The organism is Peribacillus simplex, from assembly GCF_001542915.1.
In the GTDB taxonomy this organism is placed as follows: Bacteria; Bacillota; Bacilli; order Bacillales; family DSM-1321; genus Peribacillus; species Peribacillus simplex_B.
Genome location: NZ_LNNH01000018.1, coordinates 65408 through 88932 on the forward strand (window position 1 = coordinate 65408; position 23525 = coordinate 88932).

The window sequence follows — 23525 nt, forward strand, 5'->3', positions numbered from 1 at the left end:
GATACTGGATAAACGATCGAATGTTTAATAAGTACAGTAAATCTTAATATTGTTAACTTTATACATTTTTTGCTTTTTCTTAATATAAAGATGTAAGGGTTTTCAATAAAAGGGAGGAGGGGCTTTGTGAATCATATCAAGAGTTTTTTCCAAGATGTTTATAAGAATCGAGTATGGCTCCTCATGGTTTTACCAGGAACCATTTGGCTATTGTTATTTTCATATCTTCCGATGTTTGGAACGGTCATTGCCTTTAAAAATTTCCGATATGATCCGAATGGTTTTTTTGCAAGCATCCTAAATAGTGAGTGGGTCGGCTTTGAAAACTTCAAGTTTTTATTCAATACAAATGATGCCTGGATCATTACAAGAAATACGGTTCTATATAATTTAGTCTTTATCGTGGTAGGGCTTGTATTAGCAGTGTTTGTAGCGATTGTTCTAAATGAGCTTGCAAATAAGAAGTTGTCGAAAATTTACCAAACAGGAATGCTGTTTCCACACTTTTTATCATGGGTTGTTGTTAGTTATTTTGTCTTTACGTTTCTAAGCGTGGATAGAGGATTGCTTAATAATATACTTTTATGGTTTGGAGTGGAAGATCCCATATCCTGGTATAACGAAGCGGAATATTGGCCTTTCATTATCGTTCTAACAAGTATGTGGAAGGGCGTTGGTTACGGAAGTATCGTTTATTTAGCAGCTATAGTCGGGATTGATAAAAACTATTACGAAGCCGCTATGATAGATGGCGCCAATAAGTGGCAACAAATTCGTAATATTACAATTCCGATGATTACACCGCTCATTGTTATTTTAACCATTTTAAATGTTGGGAGGATTTTTAGTGCAGACTTTGGTCTGTTTTTTCAGGTTCCTCGTGATTCAGGTCCATTATATTCCGTAACAAACGTTATAGATACTTATGTATACCGTGGGATAACGACAATGGGTGATATTAGTATGAGTACGGCCGCTGGTCTTTATCAATCAATTGTAGGGTTTGCCTTAGTCATGCTGACAAATTATCTTGTTCAGAAGGTTGATAAAGAATATGCCCTCTTTTAAAAAATCGAGAGAGAAAGGAGAGTGGCCGCAGTTTTGCGGCAAATACAATGATAACAAATCAACATAGCTCTCAACCTACTCCATTAAACAAAGGCAATGCCCAAAATCAAGTGAATCAACCACATAAGCGTAAGAAAAAGTACACACCACATGGTCTAAGCGGATTTCCTAACCTGATTATGAATATATTGTTTGCGGCATTTTCTATGATGTGTATCTTTCCATTTCTATATGTAATCGTCATCTCTTTAACGGATGAAAAAACCTTAGCTCGAAATGGATATCAGCTGTTACCTGAAATATGGAGTTTCGAAGCATATCGATACTTGTGGCAAATGAAGGATCAGTTACTGCAATCTTATACGATAACGATTGTAGTAACGGTGCTTGGTACACTTGTCAGTGTAATGATGATTTCATTATATGCCTATGCCATTTCCAGAAAGCAATTCAAATATCGCGGATTCTTTACTTTTATTGCATTCTTCACGATGCTATTCAGTGGAGGACTAGTTCCTTTCTATATAGTAGCAACCCAGTTTTTACATTTACGTAACTCCATTTGGGCTTTGATCTTACCACTCGCAATGAATGCATTCTACATTCTAATCATGAGGACCTTTTTCCAAAGGTCTGTACCAGAATCCATTTTGGAGTCGGCTAGAATTGATGGAGCGAGTGAATTAAGGATATTTGTCAAAATTGTCATTCCACTATCATTACCAGGTCTTGCAACGATTGCCCTTTTTAGTACATTGGGTTACTGGAATGATTGGTTTAATGCATTGTTGTTCATTGATGAAGCGCACTTGGTGCCACTACAGTCTATGCTGATGAAAATTGAAAACAACATAGAATTTTTAAGGCAAAATTCGTTAGCAGGAGGTTTACAAAATGATTTATTAAGTGCAGTACCTCAGGATGCTGCAAAAATGGCAATGGTCGTTATTTCAACTTTGCCAATAGCGATTGCCTATCCGTTTTTCCAAAAATACTTTGTTAATGGATTGACAATCGGCGGGGTTAAGGAGTAATTGATTTTTGAAAAAAACAAATAAAAGGGGGGAGTTAAAATGAATAAGAAGTTAGCTATCATTCTAGTACTCTTATTAAATTTATCAACATTTTTAGCTGCATGTAGTGGAGGGGATTCAGAAAAAACGAGCGGAAGTAAAGCGGGTGAAGGAAAACCTTATGAAATTATGTGGTACACGATCGGGACACCTCAAAAAGATGCTGATAAAGTCATGGAGGAAGTAAGTAAATACACGAAAGAAAAAATTAACGCCACCGTTAAAATGAGACAGATCGACTGGGGCGATTATGATCAAAAAATGCAAGTTATGATTGCTTCAGGTGAATCATTTGATATTGCCTATACTGCAGGAGGAAACTATGTGTTAAATGCACAAAAAGGGGCATTTAAAGACTTGAATGAACTTCTTGACACACATGGAAAAGAATTGAAAGCAACGATTGATCCAGCTTACTTAGAAGGAGCTAAAATTGATGGAAAGCTTTATGGCATTCCTTCAAACAAAGAAGTAGGTCAGCAAAGCGTGTACGTATTCAATAAGGATATCGTCGATAAATATAATATGGATATTTCAAGCATTCACTCATTGAAAGACTTGAAGCCTTTATTGCAAACCGTTAAAGAAAATGAGCCAGACTTTACACCGATTGCCACTTTCAAACCGTATTTACCATTTGATTATGTATTGGAAGATGAATTGCCGTTTGCGTTTCCTCTAGAGGGAGATAAAGGAAAAGTAGTTAATATCTTCGAATCGGATATTATGATGGAAACGTTAAAAACGATGCACGAATACTATAAAGCGGGTTATATAAAAGCGGATGCAGCCACAAGTACAGATCCATGGCCGTTAGAGGTACAAAACTGGTTCGTACGTAAAGAAATGTACCAGCCATATGCGGAATTGATATGGTCCCGTTCTGCAGGTTATAACGTAGCCGTCCAACCGATGCATGATCCGATTACATTTAACAACTCTGTAACAGGCGCCATTCAAGCTATCTCTGCAACTTCCAAAAATCCAGAAAAGGCCATGGCGTTCTTAAATCTATTGAATACAGATCCATACCTTCGCAATTTAATTGATAGAGGCATTGAAGGCGTGCATTACGAAGAGGAAGATAACGGAAAAATTAAAGACCTTCCTGCCCGTATAGAAAGCTACAACATGCCAAGTTACTCTCTAGGAAACCATTTCATTCTTAAATTATATGAAAATGATCCCGAAGATAAATGGGATGCGTTCAAAAAATTCAATGAGGCATCCGTTCAAGCACCAACCTTAGGTTTTTATTTCGATACGAATCCTGTACGAACGGAGATCGCGGCAATCGCGAACGTTGCGAATGAATATGCACCTCCCCTGTTAACTGGAAGTGTTGACCCTGAGAAATATTTGCCAAAGGCCAATAAGAAGTTTAAAGAAGCTGGATTGGATAAAGTGCTGGCAGAAATTCAAAAACAATATGATGAGTGGAAGAAAGATAACTAATAGATCTCATTCAGGAGGCAAAGTCGGAGAGTTAATTTTCCGGCTGCTTTCTTTTTAGGGGAAGGCAGGAATGAAAATGAGTATAGAAGTAGAAAAGAATATTTACCAGTTTCCGAAAGACTTTTGGTGGGGATCTGCATCATCGGCAACGCAAATGGAAGGGTTCTCCGGGGCGGATGGTAAAGGGAAGAATATATGGGACCACTGGTATGAAACAGAACCGAATCGTTTTCACCAAGGTATTGGACCGGATAAAACTTCACTGTTTTATACGAATTTCATTGATGATATTCCCCTCATGAAGGAAACGGGGCATAACAGTTTTCGGTTTTCTATCTCGTGGTCCCGCCTGTTTCCAAAGGGGCGTGGAGAAATGAATCCAAAGGCAATCGACTTCTATAATTCTGTCATTGACACCTTACTGGAGAATGGAATAGAGCCTTTTGTGAATCTCTATCATTTTGACATGCCCATGGCTATGCAAGAAGAGGGTGGTTGGGAAAGCCGCTCTGTAGTCGATGCGTATGTGGAATATGCGTCTGCTTGTTTCGAGAACTTTGGAGACCGGGTGATGAAGTGGTTCACACATAATGAGCCAATCGTACCTGTTGAATGCGGTTATTTATATGGACATCATTATCCAGCATTTTGTGACTTTGGAAAGGCTGTTCAAGTTGGGTTCCATTCTGTATTAGCCTCCGCAAAAGCAATTAATGCATACCATGAAAAAGAGCTAGGAGGAAAAATCGGAATTATACTGAATGTCACTCCTTCTTATCCAAGAAGTAATCACCCTGCTGACGTAGATGCTGCCGAAAAATCGGATTTACTATTCAACCGTTCCTTTCTAGATCCTTCAGTCAAAGGCACTTTTCCTGAGAAGCTAATAGAGATGTTGCGAGTAGAAAACTTTTTGCCTGAATATTTAACTGAAGATTTGGATATTATCCGAGACAATACAGTCGATTTATTAGGGATTAATTACTACCAGCCACGAAGAGTCAAGGCGAAGGAAAATATTCCGAATCCAAATGCTCCATTCCTGCCAGAACGGTACTTTGATCATTATGACATGCCAGGAAAAAAGGTGAACCTATATAGAGGCTGGGAGATTTATGAAAAGGGCGTCTACGATATTTTAAAAAACATCCAAGAAAACTATGGGAATATCGAATGTTTCATATCGGAAAGCGGTATGGGAGTTGAAGCGGAAGAGCGCTTCAAGGATGAGAGTGGAATGATTCAGGATGATTATCGAATTACCTTTTACGAAGATCATTTAAAGTGGATTCATCAAGCACTAAACGAAGGGGTCAATGTAAAAGGGTTTCATGTATGGACATTCATGGATAACTGGTCATGGTTAAATTCATATAAGAACCGATATGGGCTAGTAGAAGTGGATTTAACTAAAAACTTCAGGCGTACAATCAAGAAATCAGGTATATGGTATAAACGATTATCTGAAAACAACGGTTTTTGATTGATGGAAGAGCGCTGATGAGCGATTGTTCTATCAGGATATCACGAAGGAAGTGAAGGGAATGGACAAGTATCTTCTTGGCATCGATTTGGGTGGAACAAACTTGAGAATGGCCGTCGTTACATCGGAAGGCAACCTTATAGAAGAGGTCAAAGTAAAAACGGAAAGTGACAAAGGACCGAAACATGTCATCCATAACATGATCACCATATGCGAAGGGCTGCTGCAAAAACGAAATATTGAAGCGATAGGGATCGGAGCTCCCGGTCCTTTAGATTCAAAGCAAGGGATTATTTTAAACCCTCCCAATTTACCAGGGTGGGATGAGGTTCCTTTAACTCTAATCTTAAAAGAAGCTTTAGGGAAAAAGGTAGTACTCGATAACGATGCCAACGCAGCTGCTTTAGCGGAAGCAGCATTTGGGGCAGGCAAAGGAAAAGAATCCGTCTTTTATATGACAATCAGTACAGGAATCGGTGGAGGATATATCTATCGAAATCAGTTGATTCAAGGTGCCAATTTCTGTGCGGGTGAAGTTGGCAACATGGTGGTTAATCCAGATGGACCACCGCACCCTATACTGAATGTTGGCTCTTTGGAATCTTTGGCAAGCGGTACTGCTGTGCACCGTCTTGGAAAAGAAAAGGTAGGTATGGCAGGAGATGCGGGTGTAGTGTTTACTCTGGCGATGAACGGTCAGCAGGAAGCGGAGGAGATTGTTGATACGGTGCTAACTTATTTGGCAAAAGGAATCTCCAATATCGTTCATACAATTGATCCGCATATCATCGTGTTAGGCGGGGGAGTCATGCAATCAAATGAGTATATAATGCCGCTTCTTCTTGAAAAAGTAAATGATTACTTATATCCACAGCTACGTAATAAGGTACAAATTGAATGTGCCTCGTTAGGAACAAAAGCGGGTGTTATCGGAGCGGCACTGTTGACACAGCAAGGGTATTCCGGTAAGGGAAGGGGATGACAATGAAAGCTTACATGGTGCTAGATATTGGCGGAACTTACATAAAGTATGCGGTGATGGATGACAAATCAAAGAAACTGGAATGGGGAAAGATTCCAACCCCTAAAGAAGGATTAGATATATTTTTAGATAGAATCACCGAAATAGTTCATCGTTATTCGAATTCATTTGACATTCAAGGCATCGCTTTAAGTTCGCCTGGTGCCGTAGATGTGGCAACAGGGTTTGTTGGCGGCGCAAGTGCTATTCCCTTTATACATGGCATTTACATGACAGAAAAACTAAAGGAACGAACAGGGCTGCAGGTGTCCATTGAAAACGATGCGAACTGCGCGGCATTGGCAGAAGGCTGGCTGGGTGCAGCAAAAGGAACTGATTTTTACATTTGTATTGTAATTGGTACAGGAATTGGCGGGGCAATCGTGATTAACCAATCCATTCTCCGTGGAGCTAACCTCCATGGAGGGGAGTTTGGATACATGATCATGGGTGAATCAGGTAAGAGCCCTCTACAAACAACTTGGAGCAATGTTGCATCGACAAACTCACTTGTAGAAGAAGTCGAACGGAAAAAATCTCTAGCAAGGGGAACGTTGGACGGTGAAGAAATATTTCGATTGGCGGAAGCAGGAGATACGATTGCGAATGAATGCATTGCCAACCTATTTAAGAAACTGGCAACGGGAATCTATAATTTGAAGTATGTACTAGATCCTGACAAGATTCTAATCGGCGGGGGAATCAGCAAGCGCCCCGATGTAATAGAAGGCATAAATAGTGAACTGGCACAATTGAAGAATGATATCTCTACATTGGATATTACGGTTGAAGCTTGTAAATTTGAAAACGATGCAAACTTGATTGGCGCCCTCTTTCATTTCCTGAATCGAAAATAGGGAGCTTCTTACCTGACACTAGCACGAATAAAGAACGGAATAACAAAATGATCGGTAAAATGTGAGTGCCAATCGTTAGGTAGGTTGCTGCTCCTATAAAAAAACGATCGCTATAAGTTTCTTGTTTGAATTCTATTAAAAAGGATGACTTTAATAATATAAACTTACCTCCTGCATATAAATGGATCATGGAGGTGCCTTATGAAATTCAAAAGGGTTGGTTTTTTAATCATTACTAGTTCAACGATTTTGGTTACTCTTTCAATCATTATTAGCGGATTTATCATCAGTTTAAACATTAGCTACCAATATAAATTCATTCAAGATTCTTTAAAACATGTGAAATCAGAGAAATTATTTTCTCAAGTAATGCGTACGGAAAATCATTATTTCTTTCAAGATACCGGTGAAAATTGGCTAACATTAGGAAGCGTTTCAATGTATCTAATGGAGTTAGGTGTAAATATAAGGACGGATGATATTAGAACGTTTTTAGGGAGTGAACTGCCTGGACTATCCGCTTACGATTATGAAATTGCAGTTGCCGGAGAAGGGACTGATATTTCGACTTTACCCTTAGAATCTTCACCACCTACGGATGTTTTGTTAAAAGAAAGAGATGTAGTTGAAGACGAGCTACAAAATAAAGGGCATGAAGAGGATTCAACAATCAAAAATAGCCCTGAAATTCAAAATAAAACAGTATTTATCTATCAAACCCATAGTTGGGAATCGTACCTTCCTCTGTTAAGAGGTGCTAAAGTTCCGGATGATGCGATAAGTAACGACAATAGAGTTAATGTCGTCGCCCTCGGAAGTCGTTTAAGTAATAAATTGAATGAAAAAGGTTTAGGAACGGAACATGATCAAACTAACATGACTAGAGAATTGAATAAGAGACAATGGAAATCAACTAAATCTTATTCCATGTCTGGAGCTATCATTGAAGCAAATGCAAACAAAAATGGGAAATTGGAGTATTTTATAGACATCCATCGTGATTCCTCACGTAAAGATATCACGACCAAAACTCTAAATGGAAAAGATTACGCGAAACTTTTTTTTGTAGTCGGCAAAGGCAATGAAAAATATGAAAAAAACCTGCAGTTTGTAAAAAAATTAAATACAGAGCTTGAAAAAAGATATCCAGGTATAAGTCGTGGCATATTCCTGAAACCTAATAGTATGGGTAATGGGGTGTATAACCAAAATATCTCTGAAAAGGCCATCCTAATTGAAGTAGGTGGCGTAGATAATGACTTTGAAGAACTAGATAGAAGTATTGATGCGTTTTCTGAAGTGTTTTCATACATCTATTGGAAAGAAAATGAAGCGAAAGAGGTAAACGGACAATGAAGAAGAGAACAAATAAAAGCAAATGGCTTTTATTCACTTTTTCATCGACCTTCATTAGTTTGCACATTACAGGAGTAACGACCTTCACTTTCGCTTTTTTTATGTGCGGCCTTTCATTCTCCATCCTTAATTTATACAAAGAGGAATTGGAAAGGAACTAACTAAAAAAGCACCAAACAGGTGCTTTTTTAGTTAGTTCAAGCAACATATGGGTCCCGCCTAAGAGGACTTTTAACGTCGCATTACACACGTTATTGAATAGTTCCTGGGCGAGGGAAGAAGAATAACGCTAGGATTCATTTTGACATTTTTGATTACTTAAGAAGAATAAAAAGTATGTCGAACGTGGAAAAAAATAAAGAAACAGTGAAAAACTATTATGAAACGGCTTTTGGTGGTCAACCTGAACTGGCTGTCGAGCGATATATGGGGCCAAGATATATCCAGCATAATCCAGAAGCGGACAACGGACCGGAAGCGTTTATTGGATTCGGGCATGCGCTGCGAGGTGAAAATCCTGAAATGAAGCTTGAGATTAAGCGGATTTTCAGAGAGGACGACTATGTCGTCACCCATTCCCATCTGATCTTGAACCCGAATGATCCTGGATTGGCTCTGGCCGACTTCTTCCTGCTAGAAGATGGCAAGGTCGTTGAGCATTGGGACGTGATCCAGACAGTGCCGGAGAAGGCTAAGAATACAAATAGCATGTTCTAATTGGTACGCTGCAAGCTCATCAAGCTCTTGCAGCGTACCAATTGGGTAACTTGTGATTCCTATATTACGCAGGCGTATCATCGCTCATAGGCGACACATCATCGAAAGAAACGAGTTTACATATACGATCGTTATTACTAAATCATCATGTTATCAATAGTTCTTTATGCCTCGTTGCATACATGTTCGCTTTTATAAAACTTTTCCCGGCACCTTTTAGGGAATACCTTCTGAGATTCCCCGAACAACTCTTCCAAGCTCACCAAATCCTCTATCAAGTGCCACAAAATAATAACTTTCCATTTATCTGTGACTGAGCATACCACTGTTTTACTCTTGGGAATTTTACCCTAAAATGAAGTTCGAGCCATGATAAATCATAATGGTCATATTTTTATGACTACTTTACAAAAAAGTGACTACTTTTATTTTTTGAACTATGGATATACCATATACCTATACTTGATAACACAAAAAGTAAATCTTTTTATAGCCAGTCGAGTACACGGTAAGAAGTAACGAGCTGATAGTACAGACCAGTTAAAACAACAATCAATAAGACAAAATATATATGGAGGAAAACACAATGAAGATATTAGTAACAGGTGCTACAGGAAAATTAGGCTCAAAAGTAGTTGAAGCCCTATTGAAAATTGTACCTGCAAGCCAACTTGCTGTCAGTGTACGTAATATGGACAAAGCGGAACAATTACGTGCACGTGGAGTGGACATCCGCCAAGGAGATTTTGACCATCCAGAAACATTGGATACTGCTTTTGAAGGGATTGACCGTTTATTGATCATTTCCGCGGATGGTGACAATGAAACAAGAATTCCACAACACAGAAATGCGGTAGCTGCGGCAGAGCGTGCCGGAGTCAAATTTATTGCTTATACTAGCATAACGAATGCAAAGGAAAGTAAAAACTTCCTTGCTCCCACTCATCAGGCAACAGAAGAAGCTATTTTAAAAACAGGAATTCCTTATTCTTTTTTACGAAACAACTGGTACCTGGAGAATGAAATTTCAAGTATTCAAGGTGTTCTAGCCGGAGCTCCATGGGTGACATCAGCAGGAAATGGCAAGGTAGGCTGGGCACTTCAACAAGATTATGCAGAAGCTGCAGCTGCGGTCCTATCTGGTAAAGGGCACGAAAACACCATCTACGAGCTTTCTGGAAAGTTAATGACTCAAGAAGAACTTGCTTCCACTCTGGGCACTGTATTAGGTAAAGAAGTACCTGTGCAACAGGTTGATGATGCTACCTATACGGATATAATGAAAGGCGCTGGTGTACCGGATTTCCTTCTTCCTATGCTTGTTGATATCCAAAAAGACATTCGTGAAGGCACATTAGAGGTTGAGAGCCATGATCTCGAGAAACTTCTCGGACGAACCGTTACACCAACGAAAGAGGCACTTACTCAAATTGTTAAAGGAAATATCCAATAAATAGTTATTGTTAGAAAAACACGTTTGACGTTGAACAACAAAAATGGTCTAGTCTTAAACAAATGAAATGATTTATAACAATAAATAGAGGTGTTTTTTATGCAAGTAGAGATTTGGGCAGACTTTGCATGTCCATTCTGTTATATTGGCAAACGTCGCTTCGAAAAAGCGCTAGAGGAATTTGAGCACAACGATGGTATTGAAATTGTATACCGAAGTTTCGAACTGGATCCCAATGCTCCCAAACATGTGTCTCATGATGTTTATGACATGCTCTCCAACAGATATGGCATGAGCCGTCAGGAAGCCATCAACATGAATCAGAGTGTGATCAAACAGGCAGCAGACGAAGGACTTCAGTTTCAGTATGAAGGCATGGTGCTAACGAATACATTCGATGCACATCGACTAAGACATTTCGCTGATCAATACAGTAAGGGTGCTGTGGTATCGGAGCTGTTGTTCCAAGCTTATTTCACCAAATCAAAGGATTTGAGCGACCACACAATGCTCGCCGACCTGGCAGTTGAAGCAGGACTTGATCGTGAAGAAGCCCTCTCCATGCTCGCTGGTAAGCAGTTCGCTGAGCAAGTGCGTTCGGATGAAGAAAAAGGTAGACGTCTTGGTATACGCGGTGTTCCATTCTATGTCATTAACCATAAACATACGGTATCAGGCGCTCAGGCAGGCACTGTGTTCCTGAACGCTTTACAGCAGGGGTGGGAAGACCAGCAACAACTGAAAATTGTAAAATCGACGAGCGATGCTGCTTGTGCAGATGGCTCCTGTGTCATTAAGGACTGACGTCAAAGTACGAGAAAATGATGAACGAGTATAGCGTTGTGCAGTATGAGGGAGGTTGAAAAATCTCCCTCTTTTTGTGCGCTAGGCTTGAGTGGAATCCATGCTGCTAGTGATTTAGCACAGTCAAAAATGAATGATCTGGAGCTTTGGCAAGTAGAAATACAAAGTGGTGTATACTCTTCAAAATAAAATTTTGAGGAGGAAAATATAAGGTCATTATAGAACAAAAAAACATGGAGCCACTCAGCAACTCCATAAAGGCTTCTTAATCGTATGATCGGAGGGTCTTACAATTGTCCATGTTCAAGAGATGCTAATTTTTAAATGCATATCAAAATCAAGACATTGCAATAATCATGAGTCGTATGTCCGTGAAAAGTATAAGCATGTAAGTCAAAAAGTACTTTTTAACTGAAGGAGCACCTGATGTCTATCACTTCTACGAGAAGGACGGTCATCAATCCTTTGATAATAGGGATGAGTGTTAAGAACCTCTAGATAATTCGATAAAAAAATAAATGAATAGTAATGATAAGATCAATTGGTTTATATCTTTATATATCAAAGGGGGGGATACCTATGGAAAAGCTAGAATATGAATGGGTGAAACAAACACGTCAGATTTTATTGGACCAGTGTGGAGAATTGGCTGAAGCTGATTTTACTAAAGAGTTTGAATTTGGTTTTCAGAGTATTAGAAATTCTTTAGTTCATGTGGCAGGCTGCTATCATGCTTGGTTAGGTTCTTTTGTACTTTCAGAAACATCATCGCCTTTATTTACGAAGGAAGTGATTAATAATATGCAGTTTGATGATATTCAACGTTATTTTCAACAAGCAGATATATATGTAGAACGTGTATTTGAACAATTCACAAACAAATTTGATGAGGTTATCGACAAAGAGCTTTCTTGGAGAACCGGCAGTGGGCTTGTAAAAAAAACGCCACGCCAATTACTATTCCATACCATTACACATGAGTCGCACCATAAAGGGCAAATTGTAACGATGCTGCGTATTCTTGGCCATATACCTGAAAATACAGACATATTGGGGCTGCCTTAATTCGCTACATGATGGATATCGAAGGATCAGGAGCACGATTCTTGAGGAAGATTCGTCGCCCTTCATGAACGAAAGGGACAGGATAGCTGAAGAAGGGACAACACGTTTTAGAGGGATCTTCACCTTGATGATCGAAATAAATAGTAACTGGATTTTTTCAGGTGAAGATAATGGAGGATATTATGAGGCTAAAACCAATTGAAGCGGCACAACAGTTTATCTTTAAGCATTTTCCAAATTGCCAAGGAACTTTATTAGCTGGAAGTGTCGTTCGAGGTGAAGCGACAGACACATCGGACCTTGATATTGTTGTTTTTGATAAAGACCTTATTTCACCTTACAGAGAGTCATTCATTGACTTTGGATGGGCTATAGAGGTTTTTGTACATAATCTAACCTCGTATAAGCATTTTTTTGAAAGTGATTGCGAGGTAGCAAGGCCATCTTTGCCTAGGATGGGTTCAGAAGGAATTATTTTAAAAGATGACGGAATAATAGAACCCATAAAAAAAGAGGCGAAAGAAATATTGGACCAGGGTCCGAAGAAATGGTCAGATGAAACCATTAAAACGAAGCGATATTTTATAACTGATGCACTAGACGATTTAATAGGCTGTAAATATAGAGCCGAAGAAATTTTTATTGCTAATACTTTAGCTGAACTTGTTAGTGAATTTTATTTAAGATCAAACCTTCAATGGATTGGCACTTCTAAATGGATGGTACGTTCCTTAAAACAATATGACCGGAAATTCGCTAATCATTTTGTTGAAGCCTTTGATGTTTTATATAGGACAGGTGATAAAAATAAAGTTGTGCAATTAGTTGATAAGGTTTTGGAACCATATGGTGGACAGTTGTTTGATGGATTTTCGTTGGGGAAAAATCAGCCTCAATAATAACCATCACTTCCTAGCTCCTGATAGATACAGTCTGGTTTCAAATCGTATGTGCGATCTGTCTATAGCAACCACTTGCTTTTTTAAATCTGGTGTAAACGTTTTTTTTTCTGGTTTCCTCACATATCGTGCATAATTCTATTTGTAGTAATTTTTTATTGTTCAGCTAAGCGGAGCCTCGTCATTAAAACGTTCTATTTAAGTCTGCTACCCATTTGAAAAAGGGGGCGTCTTGTATATAAAAAGTTTATTCTAGTTTCAATATATTAGGAGGAAGAGTCAGATGGGAATAAAATGGATTGGTGTTAGCGTCCTCACCGGATTCTTTCTACTGGAGCTTGCTGCGATGGCTGCGTTCAGTTACTGGGGTTATCATATTAAGACAGGAGCAGCGGTCAGCATTATACTCGCATTTGCCACCCCAGGGGTCATAGCCGCTTTATGGAGTATGTTTCTCTCTCCGAAGGCATCGCTCCCCATCTTCTCCTTCCCCATCCGAACGACGCTTAAGCTGGTTGTGTTCATTGTTGCTTCCGCATCTTTGTATGCAAGCGGTCAAAGCGCGCTCGCGGTTATTTTTCTGACGGTGTCCCTTCTTATCGTGGCAGCAGTCTTTATCTTGAAACTTCATAAAGTGAATTAAATGGATTAGTCTAAAACCGAACATCAATAATCGGGCGCCTATCTGGAATAAGGAGATGTGATAGGTGAAGAAGGGAAATTCCCCATTTTAACGAATTAAAATAAACGCAGCAAAAGTTTTTGTAATATAAGAATTTATAATTCCCCCCCCTTTTTGTCTACAAACTGAGCCCTACTCTAATGAGAAGGGCTTTTAACATTTTATGAATATTCGAAGTCTGTTAATAAGCTGTTTTTTCCGCGATGCTACTATCGCTGTATCAAATTGGACATGGCAAGGTGCATGAACAATTTTTTAAGCCCCCTTAGAGTAGTCAAACGCATACCATGCTTTTCTTTTGCATCTGCGAATACACCTCGATCGTTTCTATACGTTTCGCATATATAACTTTTACATCCTGATGATGACGCAGACGAACTGACCTTCCAAATCTGTTTGTTAAATAACAAAAATGACTCGAGGGAGGGGCTCACCGGCCGCCTGATAGGCGAGTGCCTCTCGTCTACAGTATGAGCCTTTTTTCTCACATTAAATTATCTAATGATGGAATAACAGGTAGTTGTTAACATTTGGGTATATTGAATTTTCTGAAAATTATTGATACTATAATGATGATTATATTCCAGTAAGGATTGAAGCTTTATGGGAGCATTTATTAGAAAGAACATACTACAATCTTAAAGGAGTGAATTTAATGGATCAATTATTTAAAGGATTAGATGATATTTATAACGAAATCGTCGATATTCGGCGCTATCTTCATCAACATCCCGAGCTTTCTTTTGAAGAAGTGAATACAGCTAATTATATTGCGGCCTACCATGAAAAACTAGGGCATAAAGTACGCAAAAATGTAGGGGGAAATGGTGTTTTAGCTTATCTGGAAGGAGATAAACCAGGGCCGACGGTTGCAGTACGGGCGGACTTTGATGCACTTCCGATTCATGAACAAACGGACGTCCCGTTTAAATCGGTTAACGAAGGAGTCATGCATGCATGCGGCCATGATGGGCATACAGCAACATTATTAGGTCTTGCAAAGGTTCTGAATGGCATGAAGTCGGAAATTGAAGGGACCGTGGTTTTTCTCCATCAACATGCCGAAGAATTGCCACCGGGTGGGGCCATTGCCATGATAGAAGATGGCTGCCTAAATGGGGTGGATGTTATTTTTGGGACGCACTTACAGGCGCAGATGCCTTTAGGTGAAATTGGTTATCGGTCAGGCCCGCTCCAAGCAGCACCTGATCGATTTGATATAACCATTCAGGGTAAAGGCGGACATGGTGCTGCTCCGCATGAAACAAAGGACAGTATTGTAATTGGAGGACAGCTGATAGGCAATCTGCAACAAATCGTTAGCCGGAAAGTAGATCCATTGGAATCTGCCGTTGTATCTGTTTGTGCCTTTGAAGCAAAAAATCCTTACAATGTCATTGCAGATACAGCTACATTAACTGGTACGGTCCGAACATTTAAAGAAGAGATTCGTAATTTTATCGAAAAAGAAATTGAAAGAGTCGTGAAGGGAACATGTATTGTCTCCGATGCAACCTATGACTATACATATACAAGAGGGTATCCGACGACAGTGAACCACAAGGAGGAAACTGAATTCGTTGCGAAATTGGCTCACTGTGTACCTGGCGTTGAATCTGTTAATGAAACCCCGCCTATTATGGGCGGTGAAGACTTTTCCTATTATTTAGAAAAAGTAAAAGGAACATTCTTTTTCACAGGAGCAAAAAGTCCCGATTGGAAGCAAGCCTATCCACATCATCATCCAAAGTTTGACATCGATGAACGCTCATTATTAATCGCTGCAAAAACCCTTGGGGTAGCAACATTACAATACATGAAGAATAATGCAAAGACTTTATCATCACAACAAGTATAAAAAAATAGTGAAAATAAGGGGGCCTATTCACATTTGGCCCCTTAATTAACACCAATAATGAAAAGGGATGATAAAGATGACAAACGAAACACAGACACTTTGGAAAGATTGGCGAGTGCATGCCACCGTCTTTGCTATCGTATTACTGTCTGAAACGATAGGCACACACGAAATTCCATTAGGACCAGGAGTAATTTTATTATTGCCGATGCTTTATGCAGTTATAATCGGAATTTTATTATTCTTCACCCCACTTGTTAAGGAAAAGCAATCCAAAAGTGCGGAATCACTTGTTTTTATATCGGTTACATTACTTATTGCGAAGTTTGGAGTACAGGCAGGCCCAGCCTTGCCTCTGTTAATTGAAGCAGGCCCTGCACTGCTGCTTCAGGAAATAGGGAATCTCGGCACCATTTTTCTGGCCCTTCCAGTCGCAGTTTTACTAGGATTGAAACGAGAATCGATCGGAATGACACACTCCATTGGACGTGAGCCCAATGTCGCTTTAATAACGGATAAATACGGTTTTTCCTCACCGGAAGGCCGTGGAGTGATGGCCGTATATATTTTCGGGACCGTTTTCGGCGCTATTTTTATGGGTTTAATATCTGGATTGTTAGCGACTATTACGCCGATTCATCCATTATCCTTTGCGATGGCAACAGGAATAGGCAGTGGAAGTATGGCAGCTGCTGCATTAGGACCTCTAGTTACGGCGTTTCCAGAGATGAAAGATCAGATTATTGCTTTTTCAGGTGCAAGTAACCTTGCAACATCTGTAACAGGTTTATACGTGAGTATTTTCATTGCTTTGCCTCTAACAGAAAAAATCTATCTCTGGATGACAAAAAGGAAAACGAAAAATATGAAAACGAATGTGGGGGCGTAACCAATGTTAAAGAACATCCAAGAATGGGTTTTAGTCTTAGGCATTATTGGGATTGTGGTGTTAACCGGAAATTGGATCGGCTATGATATACTCCCAATAACTGCTTTACCAGGAATGATTATATTAATCCTTATTTCGTTAGCGGGCCTTATTATCGGTAAACTGGTCCCACTCAAAATTCCAAGTATAGCTTACATAGGAATCATAGGTTTTATCCTTACTGTCCCAAGCATGCCTGGGTCAGATCAACTTGTAAAGTGGACTGCAGACGTCAGTCTATTAGCAATAGCTACACCTATCTTAGCCTATGCGGGGATAGGTATTGGCCGTTCATGGGCAGACTTTGCCAAACTAGGTTGGAGAACGATCGTTGTTGGAATGTGTGTATTACTTGGGACCTTTTTAGGTTCTGCAATCATTGCTGAAATCGTCCTACGCTTTCAAGGCATTATATGATTGGAGGGTGAGTGAATGCAGAAAACGAACTTCATTGGTAATTTCCTGTAATTATAATGGATTGTTCGGATTTGAATTTCATCAACAAAAGGGCATTAATCACATGTTTCATTGAATCCTTTATGGAATTCAGAATGGAAAACTTACCAAACATGTGAATTCTGCAAAGTTTAGGCCTCCCACAGTTTCCTGTGGGAGGCCTAATGACTTACGAAAAGATATCCATGATGAATCAATGCCTTCCGTCTCGCAATGGACATTGAAGAGGAGGGAAGGTTCCGACTTTAGTCCATCAAGGGGAAATAAGGTAATTATGATATGAAATAAATCGTTTCATTTTTGGAACGAGAGGATTTACTAGGTACAGCATAATAAAGTTAGAAGTGCGGAAACATCACCCTAGCCCAATGTTATAAGGAGTTTGACCACATGGATGAGCTAATAGATAATTTAAAAAGATGAAATATCATCAAACGTTATTACTTACAATTGCATTGGACAAAAACCCTGAACAATATACTTTTTTTCATTTCATTTTGAATAATGATCTGAGTGAAAAAGATCAAAGCTAATTTTTGATATACTTCATGCTTTAGAAGATAAAAAGGAAGGTACTTACCAAACAGTTATTAGGAGATAACCATTCCGTGTCCATGGATACCTTGGAAAAGGCATTGTTACATGTAAATATTGATGTGAATCCTATTTATCTAGACCAATATATTGAAGTGGATTTAAGTAATTATCTCTTGGAACATTAAAGTATACTGCTGAAATAGCTTTAAAGCACTTTTTTAAAAGGCACGATCCATCATAGAATCAGTTGCTGCTGGAGGCTTAATGAGTAACCCAGGTAAAATACCTTACATGTGAAGATCTTTAAAGTCGAAGGCATCTTGCGGTTCATCCGGGAGGCCTTTTTTACGTGAGCATGAATGGAGTCTTACAAGCCAATGCTGCTTTATTATTCTCAGTTTCACGTTCTTTGTTTCCACGCGACTCCAGTGACAACCAGGAAAAGAGCGCTTGCATTATTCGAAATATTGATTATAATACTTGTATACAAGTGTACTTGAACTCTATAAGAAGGTGAATGTATGGCAGAATCAAAGGAATTTTTTTATCCTATAAAATGGCTTTCAAAAGCTTCTGCGGGTGATCGGGTAACTTCGGAGCTTAGGATGCGCATTATTTCGGGCATGATTGAAAGCGGTACCATCTTATCTGAAAATAAAATAGCTGCGGATTTCGGTGTGAGCCGCTCACCGGTTCGTGAAGCGTTAAAAATATTGGCATCTGAAAATATCATTCGCTTGGAAAGAATGGGTGCGGTCGTCATAGGGCTGACGGAAAAAAAATATTCGGAAATTTATGATGTACGGATACTCATCGAGACGTTTGTATTTGAGCGTCTAGTGAGGGTGGAGACGGATGACTTGGTGAGGGAGCTTAGTAAAATTCTGGAAATGATGAAAATCTCCATTAAATACCAAGATGCAGATGAGTTTTCCTATCAGGACGTCCTGTTCCACGAAACGATTATTCGATCCATCGATCATTCCTATATCCTGATGATCTGGGATAATTTGAAACCTGTGATGGAAAGTTTGATTCTTCTATCCATGCGTCATCGTATTAATGAAAAATATGAAGATTTTACACGTGTCATAAATAATCATCAGCTTTATATCGATGCGATCAAATCAAAAGATCGAGATCTCATGATCAAATCGCTGCATGTGAATTTTGATGATGTACAAGAGAAGGTCGAAGACTTATGGAGGGCCCAACAGATGCTTTCAAAAGGAGTCGGACAAGAAAATGACTAGCTATATGTTAGGTGTAGACATTGGGACAACCAGTACAAAAGCAGTATTATTTACGAAAAAAGGCGATGTGATCGGGCAAGCGAATATTGGCTATCCGCTTTACACACCGGATATGACAACAGCGGAACAGGACCCTGAGGAGATTTTTCAGGCTGTCTTGAAAGCCGTTTCAACATTAACGAAACAGCATGCCGATAAAAAACCATCATTCATATCATTTAGCAGTGCGATGCATAGTGTGATAGCGATGGATGAAAATGATCAGCCGTTAACCCCTTGCATCACTTGGGCAGATAACCGCAGTGAAGCTTGGGCCCATAAAATAAAAGCTGAACTGGATGGGCATGAAGTGTACAAACGGACCGGGACACCGATTCATCCGATGTCACCATTATCCAAAATCACTTGGATCGTGAATGATTGCAAAGAGATCGCAGCCAAAGCTGAAAAGTATATCGGGATTAAGGAATATATTTTTAAAAGGCTGTTTGATCAATATGTTGTCGATATTTCCCTTGCGTCATCGATGGGGATGATGAACCTCAAAAGCTTGGATTGGGATGGTGAAGCCCTAAGAATTGCGGGAATATCCCGCAGTCAATTATCGGAGCTTGTGCCAACAACGAAGATCTTCAACAACTGCGACCCTGATATAGCGAAACTGCTTGGAATTGATCCGCAAACCGATTTTGTGATCGGAGCTAGCGATGGCGTCCTTTCCAATCTAGGTGTAAATGCTATCCGCAAGGGTGAAATCGCTGTCACGATCGGGACAAGCGGTGCCATTCGGACGATCATTGACGAGCCGAAAACAGACGAAAAAGGAAGAATCTTTTGCTATGCCTTAACGGAAAAGCATTGGGTGATTGGCGGTCCGGTAAACAATGGGGGAATGGTCCTTCGCTGGATTCGCGATGAATTTGCATCTTCCGAGGTGGAAACAGCCAAAAGGCTCGGAATCGACGCCTATGAAGTGTTAACCAAAATTGCCGAACGTGTAAGGCCAGGCGCCGATGGATTGCTGTTTCATCCATATCTTGCCGGTGAACGTGCTCCATTATGGAATCCAGATGTACGGGGTTCATTTTTCGGATTGACACTTTCACATAAGAAAGAACATATGATTCGAGCAGCACTTGAAGGAGTCATTTACAATTTATACACAGTATTTTTAGCCTTAACGGAATGTATGGACGGTCCCGTGACCCGAATCCAGGCTACGGGAGGCTTTGCCAGGTCGGCTGTTTGGCGGCAAATGATGTCAGATATCTTCGAATCGGATGTCGTCGTTCCAGAAAGCTATGAAAGTTCATGCCTGGGGGCTTGTATATTGGGTTTATATGCTTCTGGGGAAATCGATTCCTTCGAGGTCGTTTCCGAAATGATTGGCAACACCCATAAGCACACACCGAATGATGACTCGGTAAAAGAATATAGGCAGATATTGCCGATATTCATTAACCTATCAAGAGTATTGGAAAACGAATATACGCAGATTGCGAACTATCAAAGAAACTTGATACATGCTACAAAGTAAACACATGGGGGAGTTACAATGCCATTAGTTATTGTTGCTGTAGGAATTGTCGCTTTATTAATTTTAATAATGGGCTTGAAATTAAACACATTCATTTCCTTGATCGTTGTATCATTTGGGGTAGCTTTGGCACTTGGAATGCCACTTGACCAAATTGTAAAGACTATTGAAGCAGGGCTAGGCGGAACACTTGGCCACTTAGCGTTAATCTTTGGCCTTGGAGCGATGTTAGGTAAATTAATCGCAGATTCAGGCGGTGCGCAACGCATTGCCATGACCCTTGTTAACAAATTCGGTGAAAAGAATATTCAATGGGCAGTCGTGGCAGCTTCCTTTATAATCGGTATTGCTTTATTTTTTGAAGTAGGATTAGTATTATTGATACCGATCGTATTTGCCATTTCAAGAGAACTAAAAGTTTCGATATTGTATCTTGGCATTCCGATGGTAGCGTCGTTATCCGTAACACACGGTTTCTTACCGCCGCACCCAGGGCCAACCGTTATTGCCGGTGAATATGGTGCGGACCTTGGTCAGGTCTTGCTGTATGGCTTCATCATTGCGGTCCCGACCGTTTTTTTAGCTGGACCGGTATTTACGAAGATTGCTAAAAGATTAGTACCTGCATCCTTTACGAAAACAGGCAGCATAGCCTCTTTAGGAGAACAAAAAACATTTAAACTGGAAGACACGCCTGGTTTCGGGATCAGTGTTTTTACCGCCTTACTTCCGGTCATTTTGATGTCCATTGCTACAATTATCACTTTGCTGCAAAAAACAATGGGCTTTGAAGATAATGGGTTGCTGACAGCGATCCGTTTTATTGGCGAAGCTGGTACATCCATGCTGCTTTCCTTGCTATTTGCGGTCTATTCAATGGGATTGGCAAGAAAAATTCCAATGAAGGATATCATGGATTCCTGTACAAACGCTATCTTGCATATCGGGATGATGCTCTTGATCATCGGAGGCGGCGGAGCCTTCAAGCAAGTATTGATCGACGGGGGTGTAGGTGACTATGTGGCTGAATTATTCAAAGGAACATCACTTTCGCCAATCCTGCTTGCCTGGATCATCGCGGCAATTCTGCGTATTTCCTTGGGATCTGCCACCGTTGCTTCCTTAACGACAGCTGGCTTGGTTATTCCGATGTTAGGCCAGACGGACGTTAACCTCGCTTTAGTCGTTCTTGCGACAGGAGCGGGAAGTTTAATCGCTTCACACGTTAACGATGCCGGATTCTGGATGTTTAAAGAGTACTTTGGTTTAAGCATGAAAGAAACGTTTGCAACATGGACCTTACTTGAGACGATCATTTCAGTAGCTGGATTAGGCTTCATTCTATTGATCAGCTTATTCGTATAGGTCTTTCCCGGCAGTAAATCCCCCATTTATCGGAGGGTTTACTGCCTATTATTCTTACATAAAAGGAGAAGAAATAATGTTCAATTCAATTGGTGTCATTGGTTTAGGAGTTATGGGCAGCAATATCGCCTTAAATATGGCTAGTAAAGGGGAACAAGTAGCCGTCTATAACTATACAAGAGATTTAACGGACCAGCTTGTTGCAAAGCTGGACGGTCAGTCGCTCCATCCGTATTACGAAATCCAGGACTTTGTTCAGTCACTGGAAGCCCCAAGAAAGATTTTCCTGATGGTGACGGCAGGCAAGGCGATCGACTCGGTGATCACATCATTGCTTCCTCATCTTGAATCAGGCGATATTATCATGGACGGCGGTAACTCCCATTATGTTGATACGGAACGCAGATATGATGAATTGAAACCTAAAGGCATCAGTTATTTAGGCGTTGGTGTTTCTGGCGGGGAAGTCGGGGCATTAAAGGGGCCTTCAATCATGCCAGGTGGCGATAAAGACGCCTATGAAAAAGTCGCTCCGATCCTGACGAAAATCGCGGCCAAAGTAAATGAAGAGCCTTGCTGTACCTATATCGGTCCAAAGGGATCAGGTCATTTTGTGAAAATGGTGCATAACGGGATCGAGTATGCAGATATGCAATTAATCGCCGAAGCTTACACTTTCCTAAGAGAAAGACTCCATTTGGAAGTGAATGAAATTGCTGACATCTTTGAAACATGGAACCAAGGCGAACTGAAAAGTTATTTAATCGAAATAACAGCCGAAATTTTAAGGAAAAAAGATGAAGTAACGGGCTTACCATTGATCGATGTGATTCTCGATAAAGCCGGACAAAAGGGAACGGGTAAATGGACGAGCATGCAGGCCATCGATAATGGAATACCTGCTTCGATTATTACAGAAGCTTTGTTTGCACGTTACATATCCGCTCTAAAAGAGGAACGGATGAATGCCGAAAACATCCTGACGGGCCCTGAGAACGTTGGGCAAGAACTCGATAAAAATGAGTGGATCGACTACATCAGACAGGCATTATATATGGGAAAGGTTTGTGCCTACGCGCAAGGCTTCACGCAATATAAAATGTCTTCTGAACTTTACGGCTGGGATTTGCCTTTGAAGGATATTGCGCTGATTTTCCGCGGTGGCTGCATCATCCGTGCCGAATTTTTAAATGTCATCAGTGAAGCCTATCAAGAGCAGCCGAATCTGGCAAATTTATTAATCTCACCATACTTTGCCGAAAAGGTTACCGACTATCAGGCAGGATTGCGAAAGGTTGTTTGTGAGGGGATAATATCCGGTATCTCGTTCCCTTGTTTAAGCTCTTCACTCAATTTTTACGATAGTTACCGAAAAGGCATCTCAAACGCTAACATCTTGCAGGCACAACGTGATTACTTTGGTGCACATACCTATGAACGTCGTGATTTGGCAGGAGTCTTTCACACAGACTGGCAGTGATGTATCAGTCAGTACAATGGCTTAAAGAGTAAAGATATCGATTTAAAAAGACCACTTTAGAAGTGGTCTTTTTAGTTGGTAGACAAAAGGGGTTCGGAATTAAAAAATTCCGAACCCCTTTTGAAATTCCTTTGAAATTTTGACCAAAGGTTACGAGATTTGGGCTCTTCGAGCCACT

General features: G+C 40.1%; 21 protein-coding genes and 1 pseudogene. 21 read left to right on the plus strand and 1 reads right to left on the minus strand.

Annotated features, from left to right (window positions below):
* The first annotated feature begins 183 nt into the window (after nt 1-183).
* The 14 genes from AS888_RS10675 (at nt 184) to AS888_RS10735 (ending at nt 13894) form a co-directional block, all read left to right on the plus strand.
* The gene (locus tag AS888_RS10675) at nt 184-1068 is read left to right on the plus strand and encodes an ABC transporter permease (protein ID WP_061142162.1); all 885 of its coding nucleotides are present in this window, start codon (nt 184-186) and stop codon (nt 1066-1068) included.
* 179 nt (nt 1069-1247) lie between these two features.
* Complete coding sequence (locus AS888_RS10680) at nt 1248-2102, plus strand: carbohydrate ABC transporter permease (protein WP_260320183.1); 855 nt, start codon at nt 1248-1250, stop codon at nt 2100-2102.
* Between the two features lie 39 nt (nt 2103-2141).
* Nucleotides 2142-3596, plus strand: a complete 1455-nt coding sequence (locus tag AS888_RS10685; protein WP_061142143.1) for an ABC transporter substrate-binding protein — start codon at nt 2142-2144, stop codon at nt 3594-3596.
* Nucleotides 3597-3672: 76 nt separating this feature from the next.
* On the plus strand, nt 3673-5079 hold the full coding sequence (locus tag AS888_RS10690; RefSeq protein WP_061142164.1) for a glycoside hydrolase family 1 protein: 1407 nt from the start codon (nt 3673-3675) through the stop codon (nt 5077-5079).
* 61 nt (nt 5080-5140) lie between these two features.
* Entirely contained in the window at nt 5141-6061 is a 921-nt protein-coding gene (locus AS888_RS10695) for an ROK family protein (RefSeq protein WP_061142144.1), read from the plus strand.
* Between the two features lie 2 nt (nt 6062-6063).
* A complete protein-coding gene (locus AS888_RS10700) occupies nt 6064-6957 on the plus strand; it encodes an ROK family protein (protein WP_061142145.1) in 894 nt (297 codons plus the stop codon).
* Nucleotides 6958-7158: 201 nt separating this feature from the next.
* Nucleotides 7159-8313 carry a stage II sporulation protein P gene (gene spoIIP, locus AS888_RS10705; protein ID WP_061142146.1) on the plus strand — a complete coding sequence of 385 codons (1155 nt, stop codon included), beginning with the start codon at nt 7159-7161 and terminating at the stop codon, nt 8311-8313.
* Nucleotides 8310-8474: a hypothetical protein gene (locus AS888_RS25715; protein ID WP_155645461.1), complete on the plus strand. Its 165-nt coding sequence runs from the start codon at nt 8310-8312 to the stop codon at nt 8472-8474. The genes spoIIP and AS888_RS25715 overlap by 4 nt, the downstream gene beginning before the upstream one ends.
* A 175-nt stretch (nt 8475-8649) precedes the next feature.
* Nucleotides 8650-9030 carry a nuclear transport factor 2 family protein gene (locus AS888_RS10710; RefSeq protein WP_061142147.1) on the plus strand — a complete coding sequence of 127 codons (381 nt, stop codon included), beginning with the start codon at nt 8650-8652 and terminating at the stop codon, nt 9028-9030.
* A gap of 586 nt (nt 9031-9616) precedes the next feature.
* Nucleotides 9617-10483: an SDR family oxidoreductase gene (locus AS888_RS10715; protein ID WP_061142148.1), complete on the plus strand. Its 867-nt coding sequence runs from the start codon at nt 9617-9619 to the stop codon at nt 10481-10483.
* A 99-nt stretch (nt 10484-10582) separates the two neighbouring features.
* Entirely contained in the window at nt 10583-11287 is a 705-nt protein-coding gene (locus AS888_RS10720; protein ID WP_061142149.1) for a DsbA family oxidoreductase, read from the plus strand.
* Nucleotides 11288-11866: 579 nt separating this feature from the next.
* Nucleotides 11867-12352 carry a DinB family protein gene (locus AS888_RS10725; RefSeq protein WP_061142150.1) on the plus strand — a complete coding sequence of 162 codons (486 nt, stop codon included), beginning with the start codon at nt 11867-11869 and terminating at the stop codon, nt 12350-12352.
* Nucleotides 12353-12522: 170 nt separating this feature from the next.
* Nucleotides 12523-13251, plus strand: a complete 729-nt coding sequence (locus tag AS888_RS10730; protein WP_061142151.1) for a nucleotidyltransferase domain-containing protein — start codon at nt 12523-12525, stop codon at nt 13249-13251.
* Nucleotides 13252-13534: 283 nt separating this feature from the next.
* On the plus strand, nt 13535-13894 hold the full coding sequence (locus AS888_RS10735) for a YrdB family protein (RefSeq protein ID WP_061142152.1): 360 nt from the start codon (nt 13535-13537) through the stop codon (nt 13892-13894).
* Between the two features lie 248 nt (nt 13895-14142).
* Here AS888_RS10735 and AS888_RS25720 read toward each other — a convergent pair.
* Nucleotides 14143-14285, minus strand: a pseudogene (locus tag AS888_RS25720) (transposase); the annotation flags it as partial.
* A gap of 303 nt (nt 14286-14588) precedes the next feature.
* On the opposite strand from AS888_RS25720, the gene AS888_RS10740 reads away from it, so the two are divergent.
* From AS888_RS10740 to gnd, 7 genes are all read left to right on the plus strand, one after another.
* Nucleotides 14589-15791: a M20 family metallopeptidase gene (locus tag AS888_RS10740; RefSeq protein WP_061142153.1), complete on the plus strand. Its 1203-nt coding sequence runs from the start codon at nt 14589-14591 to the stop codon at nt 15789-15791.
* A 76-nt stretch (nt 15792-15867) separates the two neighbouring features.
* Nucleotides 15868-16680, plus strand: coding sequence for a DUF3100 domain-containing protein (locus tag AS888_RS10745; RefSeq protein ID WP_061142154.1), 813 nt, complete (start codon nt 15868-15870; stop codon nt 16678-16680).
* 3 nt (nt 16681-16683) lie between these two features.
* Nucleotides 16684-17136, plus strand: coding sequence for a hypothetical protein (locus tag AS888_RS10750; RefSeq protein ID WP_061142155.1), 453 nt, complete (start codon nt 16684-16686; stop codon nt 17134-17136).
* A 1097-nt stretch (nt 17137-18233) separates the two neighbouring features.
* A complete protein-coding gene (locus tag AS888_RS10755) occupies nt 18234-18965 on the plus strand; it encodes a GntR family transcriptional regulator (RefSeq protein ID WP_061142156.1) in 732 nt (243 codons plus the stop codon).
* Complete coding sequence (gene gntK, locus AS888_RS10760; protein WP_061142157.1) at nt 18958-20502, plus strand: gluconokinase; 1545 nt, start codon at nt 18958-18960, stop codon at nt 20500-20502. The genes AS888_RS10755 and gntK overlap by 8 nt, the downstream gene beginning before the upstream one ends.
* 18 nt (nt 20503-20520) lie before the next feature.
* A complete protein-coding gene (locus tag AS888_RS10765; protein WP_061142158.1) occupies nt 20521-21867 on the plus strand; it encodes a GntP family permease in 1347 nt (448 codons plus the stop codon).
* Nucleotides 21868-21943: 76 nt separating this feature from the next.
* Nucleotides 21944-23347 carry a decarboxylating NADP(+)-dependent phosphogluconate dehydrogenase gene (gene gnd, locus AS888_RS10770; protein ID WP_061142159.1) on the plus strand — a complete coding sequence of 468 codons (1404 nt, stop codon included), beginning with the start codon at nt 21944-21946 and terminating at the stop codon, nt 23345-23347.
* The last annotated feature ends 178 nt before the right edge of the window (nt 23348-23525 follow it).

Bases quoted from the DNA above. Each gene is read 5' to 3' on its own strand.
- gnd (WP_061142159.1), top strand. From the start codon at position 21,944: ATGTTCAATTCAATTGGTGTCATTGGTTTAGGAGTTATGGGCAGCAAT.
- AS888_RS10710 (WP_061142147.1), top strand. From the start codon at position 8,650: ATGTCGAACGTGGAAAAAAATAAAGAAACAGTGAAAAACTATTATGAA.
- AS888_RS10725 (WP_061142150.1), top strand. From the start codon at position 11,867: ATGGAAAAGCTAGAATATGAATGGGTGAAACAAACACGTCAGATTTTA.
- AS888_RS10735 (WP_061142152.1), top strand. From the start codon at position 13,535: ATGGGAATAAAATGGATTGGTGTTAGCGTCCTCACCGGATTCTTTCTA.
- AS888_RS10685 (WP_061142143.1), top strand. From the start codon at position 2,142: ATGAATAAGAAGTTAGCTATCATTCTAGTACTCTTATTAAATTTATCA.
- AS888_RS10680 (WP_260320183.1), top strand. From the start codon at position 1,248: ATGAATATATTGTTTGCGGCATTTTCTATGATGTGTATCTTTCCATTT.
- AS888_RS25715 (WP_155645461.1), top strand. From the start codon at position 8,310: ATGAAGAAGAGAACAAATAAAAGCAAATGGCTTTTATTCACTTTTTCA.
- AS888_RS10745 (WP_061142154.1), top strand. From the start codon at position 15,868: ATGACAAACGAAACACAGACACTTTGGAAAGATTGGCGAGTGCATGCC.
- AS888_RS10750 (WP_061142155.1), top strand. From the start codon at position 16,684: ATGTTAAAGAACATCCAAGAATGGGTTTTAGTCTTAGGCATTATTGGG.
- AS888_RS10715 (WP_061142148.1), top strand. From the start codon at position 9,617: ATGAAGATATTAGTAACAGGTGCTACAGGAAAATTAGGCTCAAAAGTA.
- AS888_RS10755 (WP_061142156.1), top strand. From the start codon at position 18,234: ATGGCAGAATCAAAGGAATTTTTTTATCCTATAAAATGGCTTTCAAAA.
- AS888_RS10700 (WP_061142145.1), top strand. From the start codon at position 6,064: ATGAAAGCTTACATGGTGCTAGATATTGGCGGAACTTACATAAAGTAT.
- AS888_RS10720 (WP_061142149.1), top strand. From the start codon at position 10,583: ATGCAAGTAGAGATTTGGGCAGACTTTGCATGTCCATTCTGTTATATT.
- AS888_RS10765 (WP_061142158.1), top strand. From the start codon at position 20,521: ATGCCATTAGTTATTGTTGCTGTAGGAATTGTCGCTTTATTAATTTTA.
- AS888_RS10730 (WP_061142151.1), top strand. From the start codon at position 12,523: ATGGAGGATATTATGAGGCTAAAACCAATTGAAGCGGCACAACAGTTT.
- AS888_RS10690 (WP_061142164.1), top strand. From the start codon at position 3,673: ATGAGTATAGAAGTAGAAAAGAATATTTACCAGTTTCCGAAAGACTTT.
- gntK (WP_061142157.1), top strand. From the start codon at position 18,958: ATGACTAGCTATATGTTAGGTGTAGACATTGGGACAACCAGTACAAAA.
- AS888_RS10740 (WP_061142153.1), top strand. From the start codon at position 14,589: ATGGATCAATTATTTAAAGGATTAGATGATATTTATAACGAAATCGTC.
- spoIIP (WP_061142146.1), top strand. From the start codon at position 7,159: ATGAAATTCAAAAGGGTTGGTTTTTTAATCATTACTAGTTCAACGATT.
- AS888_RS10695 (WP_061142144.1), top strand. From the start codon at position 5,141: ATGGACAAGTATCTTCTTGGCATCGATTTGGGTGGAACAAACTTGAGA.
- AS888_RS10675 (WP_061142162.1), top strand. From the start codon at position 184: ATGGTTTTACCAGGAACCATTTGGCTATTGTTATTTTCATATCTTCCG.